The organism is Kistimonas scapharcae, from assembly GCF_039540975.1.
In the GTDB taxonomy this organism is placed as follows: domain Bacteria; phylum Pseudomonadota; class Gammaproteobacteria; order Pseudomonadales; family Endozoicomonadaceae; genus Kistimonas; species Kistimonas scapharcae.
Genome location: NZ_BAABFL010000287.1, coordinates 1 through 2,693, shown reverse-complemented (window position 1 = coordinate 2,693; position 2,693 = coordinate 1). Strand labels below are relative to the sequence as shown.

Here is a 2,693-nt window from a genome sequence, read left to right as displayed (position 1 = left end):
CTAAAGCGAAACTTTGTCAGTGTCGTAGCTCTGGCTTGTGCTTTTGTCTGGTTACCAATGTGAAACGTCAACAGCTCCTAGAGGCATCAAGAATCTTTTTTAATTTGCGCTGACATATGCGCGTCAATCACATCAATTGCCACTGTGGTACGATGTACGCCAACCCCGCGCTTTTCAGGATCAGGCAATGTCATGATTGAGCCGATCAACTGTCCTTTGATTGCTAGCCCGGCTTTCTTCCTGCCACTGGGCGATACTGGATCCCCTTTTATCCTGATATTTTGAATGCTGTCTTTCGCGAGATTCACCCGTGCTTCACCCAGTTTATTCAATGTTCTCCATGACAATCCGGCAGAATTGACCGTAATCACGCCACCCAAACGCTCAGGCGCATACCGCCCCTGTACCGCCGTGTAGGCAAACGATGCCAGCCCGCCCGCCAGCGAGTGGCCTGCTGTCAGCATCACCGAATCCTTTAATGGCGGATGGCCTAACAGGAGATCAAATACTGCGGCCGCACTTCTGTACATGGGCGAATCCATGCCTAACCATTGGGTAATATCCGTTTTAATGGTGCTGCTACGGCCTGTTACGCGTTTTGATCCGGGCTCTGTGCCCGCAAAAATAACGACGATCGCCTCACCTTTGCGAACCAACATGGCTTTCGCATTGTCTGGCGCATGAATCAGCCCCGTGGCTTCGTCGTATAGCATCTGCAGCTCGACTGGCAACTCTTCCTGTTTCAGCAGAGTACAGCCGGGGGGCAAGCAGATCTCTTCAAAATCCGGGTCAAAGCCCTGATAAGCGGCATCACACAGCAAGACGTGGTTAGCAATATTTTCCTGCTCGGCTCGGTTCAGTTTCAAAAAATCCGTCAGCCCTTTTACCTCTGACACAGGGGAGTGCTGGACACGCTTTTTTTCACCGGCCTCAATCGAATTGAGAACAATATCGCCTCGCTGCCTGATCAACCTCTTGCCCAGGGAAATGGCCTTTTTGACGTTTTTATCCAGATGCGTTTCTGATGTGGATTCTAACCGGTTTAACCCCTGCATCCTCCCTTCGATAAAGACCTCCCGCTTCAACTGTCGTTCAAAGCGATCTGTCCCAGAGGATCCATTGGCTCTCCCCAAAACCCTACTGACGACCGCTTTAGTGTTGTTTAACAGTCTTAATTGGGCAGCCTGCACCTTTTTCTGCGCAACTTTACGAACACTCAGGGTTTTCTGTGAAACAGGTACGCTGCTCTCGGCATCTGCCTGGCAAGCCTGCTGAACGATCGGCATGCCATCCATTTTTGATACACTAACCCCGTTGCGAGTTGCCTTACTCTCATTTGGAATAACAACGGACTCTATGCCGCCACGGGGTAATATCGGACCGTTATCACCAACTTTCCCACTCATGCTTCCGCTAGCTCAAAGTCCCTTTGATGTTTTAATTTTAGCAGGAAGGGGCTTATAACCTTTGGTTCGAGGGAGGTGGGCATAACCCGGCATCTGGATAAAAAATCCCCATCGGCCAGCACCCGCCCCAGGAGTACGCGCCCATTATTGCGCTCCCGATGAGACCAGTGCCAACCTACCAGAAGACAGCCGGTATCACGCCGTAATCGCTACAACGCCTCCATAAACTGTCGGCTGATAACCGTTGAGGCATTCTGGAACACCTCACTCACCCGGGCAGGGTCCTGCAGATAGACGTTCATGTCATACCCGAGGGTATTCTGTGAGTTGAGCGGGGTAATATCGGCATACTGCTGCCAGAGAATGCGGCCTTCGCTGTCGGTCAGCGTGCCTTTGACGCCCAGAAGAGGATAGAGGGTGTGACTGAAGCCCTGTGTCTGTCCCAGGCCATAGAGCCGGATCTCAAAGCTAAACACGCCCGTGTTGGCGGCCTCGCGTTCGACAAGGTTGAAGGTGCCACTGGCCTGCAACTGTTGCCGGAAGGCCTTGGTAAAAATCGCACCGATGTCGCTGGCCTTCATCGTGTTTTCGATCCGGACGCGGCTGTTCTGCCCCGCCTGCCCCACAGCTGCGCCCACCAATCCTCCCAGGGCAAATTCTGCTGACTCGTAGGGTCCGTTATAAAACACATCAGGCGTGACGGTCACCGATGGAGAAACCATCACCTCAGCTACCGATTGTCGCGCCGTATCGCTTAAGGGAATGGTTTTTACATTGGAGCACCCGCCTAACAGCAGGGTAAAAAAAGTCAGGCCGAAGATCGCCTTTTTTAAACCAGTCATAGCCTAGTTTCCATGGTTGACGTAGACAGATACTGCACTTCACGAAGAGACGTTCAGTGGAAATACATTGGCAAGAGATTCATCACACAAAATGCCGGAGAATCCCTTCTCACCCCATAACTAACGGGTATTTCCGATAATTTCAACCGAATGCAATAACATCGCTGGCTCTACAAGCATCTGAGATCTACTTGATTTGAAAAAAAGGACAACATTCCATCTCAGGATCATAGGATATGAGGAAGTAGATACTGGATAAGCCATCGGAACTAGGCGGCGCATAATCCTGCAAGTAGTCAGATACTGTCTCTTTATCCAACAATGGCTCATCCGTAAAAATGACCAGGGCATAGCCCGCCGGATCACGGCAAGATCATGAAGCCCCTTGCCCCGCAAGGACTTCAGCCAGAAACGCTGTGCTTCGTGAAGCTTTCTTCTGCTTTCT

General features: G+C 51.2%; 2 protein-coding genes. Both read right to left on the bottom strand.

Annotated elements, in window-relative coordinates; genetic code table 11:
* Positions 1-86: 86 nt before the first annotated feature.
* Complete coding sequence (locus ABD892_RS11120) at positions 87-1,406, bottom strand: Tle-like phospholipase domain-containing protein (RefSeq protein ID WP_345195720.1); 1,320 nt, start codon at positions 1,404-1,406, stop codon at positions 87-89.
* A gap of 209 nt (positions 1,407-1,615) precedes the next feature.
* Complete coding sequence (locus ABD892_RS11115; protein ID WP_345195719.1) at positions 1,616-2,248, bottom strand: hypothetical protein; 633 nt, start codon at positions 2,246-2,248, stop codon at positions 1,616-1,618.
* Positions 2,249-2,693 lie beyond the last annotated feature (445 nt).

Coding starts and splice junctions, on each gene's coding strand:
- ABD892_RS11120 (WP_345195720.1), bottom strand. CDS start 1,406: ATGAGTGGGAAAGTTGGTGATAACGGTCCGATATTACCCCGTGGCGGC.
- ABD892_RS11115 (WP_345195719.1), bottom strand. CDS start 2,248: ATGACTGGTTTAAAAAAGGCGATCTTCGGCCTGACTTTTTTTACCCTG.